At 60.7% G+C, this 1,388-nt stretch carries 2 protein-coding genes and 2 pseudogenes; 2 read left to right on the forward strand and 2 right to left on the reverse strand.

The genetic code is table 11. The features are described from left to right. Positions 1-60 precede the first annotated feature (60 nt). A complete protein-coding gene (locus PU724_RS33695) occupies positions 61-657 on the forward strand; it encodes an ATP-binding protein (RefSeq protein ID WP_426213824.1) in 597 nt (198 codons plus the stop codon). Positions 658-698: 41 nt separating this feature from the next. Here the strand turns inward: PU724_RS33695 and PU724_RS33700 are convergent. Next, positions 699-971, reverse strand: a pseudogene (locus tag PU724_RS33700) (transposase); the annotation flags it as partial. On the opposite strand from PU724_RS33700, the pseudogene PU724_RS33705 reads away from it, so the two are divergent. Beyond that, positions 965-1,090: pseudogene (locus PU724_RS33705) on the forward strand (IS481 family transposase); the annotation flags it as partial. The pseudogenes PU724_RS33700 and PU724_RS33705 sit on opposite strands and share 7 nt — an antisense overlap. 199 nt (positions 1,091-1,289) lie before the next feature. Here the strand turns inward: PU724_RS33705 and PU724_RS33710 are convergent. Beyond that, on the reverse strand, positions 1,290-1,388 hold a 99-nt coding region (locus PU724_RS33710; RefSeq protein ID WP_426213825.1), incomplete at its 5' end, for an IS3 family transposase.

Genomic DNA, 1,388 nt, shown 5'->3' on the forward strand with positions numbered 1-1,388 from the left:
CCATAGCGGCCACCCATGCCGGCGGCTTAGTCCAACACGTTTTTAGCTCACCGTCGCGATCTGCCACAGCGCGCTCTCGCCACCCGCCTTTCTGCGCGACGCCAAGCTAAAAACGCTCTGCATTATGAGCCCAGTCCGACCGGCACAGGCAAGAGCCATCTGGCAATCGCACTCGCCGTCAAGGCAGTGAAGGCCGCAAAGAGCGTCTACTTCTCAACGCTCGCCGACATCATCGCCTCGCTCGCCAAGGCCGAGCGAGAGGGGCAGTTGCGCGAGCGTATCCGCTATCTATGCCGCGCCTCGCCGCTCGTCGTCGACGAGATCGGCTATCTTCCGGTCGTGCCTAGCGGAGGAAACCTCTTTTTCCAGCTCGTCAATGCCCGCTACGAGAAGGGCGCCATGATCCTCACCTCCAACCGCGGATTTGCAGAATGGGGCGAGGTTTTTGGTGACCCGGTTGTCGCAACCGCGCTGCTCGACAGGCTTCTTCATCATGCCGTCGTCGTGCAGATCGAAGGATCGAGCTACCGGTTGCGCCAGCATGCTGACCTTGTTCCGGAGCATGTTTGCTCCAAAGCGCTCATCAACCCGCCACCACCGCCGAAAAAACGCGGCCGGCAGCCAGGAGTGAAATCCGACGATCAAGATGCCGGCTGATCACCGGGCCTCTTCGCCTGTCAGGGAGGGAAAATTGGATGCCCAAGCCGGATGACGGTCCTGATGTCGGGCAGGTTCCCCAGCCGCGAACACGTCGGCTGCGAGCACAGGTCGAGCCCGCTATCGGGCAACCGTCCGCAGGCGAGCTTGAAGGCTGGATCGGTGCGCATCCAGTTGAGATCGTTGGCATCCTCATAACCGCAGGCGATGGCGAAGATGCGGGCGCGCAGGATGTCGGTCATGGCGTGCGTCACGCGCGCTCGATCACGTGGATCGTGGATCGCAGCCGCAAGCCGGTCGGCCAGTCGCCGCCGAACTGCCAATCTGGCTCCACAGATACAATTGGCATCGCCCACACGGCAGCCTAAAGTCCAAACCACCCATCAGTCGCCTTGCCCTAACCGAGGACAACCTGTTGAGGCTCCACACCTAAGCAACCGAATCCTACGCTAAATCGATCGCTTAAGCTACATCCGCCAGCCTCAAAGGCCCATCGTCGTGCATAAGACGGGCTAGCACCTCCAGCATCACCGCACGGATCACTTCGTGCAGGCCATCCGGGTTCGAAAGCAGAATGTCTTTTGACGGACTCTGGCAGTTATACTGGAGTGGGCCCCTGGTGCCGGACAGAGTCAGGCCGCTGATTTGACCGTCTGCCGGGTGTGTTGATCCTCGAATTGCATTGGACTGAGATAGCCGAGTGCTGAGTGAAGCCGTCGGCGGTTGTAGAC

Origin of the sequence: Mesorhizobium abyssinicae (genome assembly GCF_049887195.1) — a bacterium.
Taxonomy (GTDB): domain Bacteria; phylum Pseudomonadota; class Alphaproteobacteria; order Rhizobiales; family Rhizobiaceae; genus Mesorhizobium; species Mesorhizobium abyssinicae.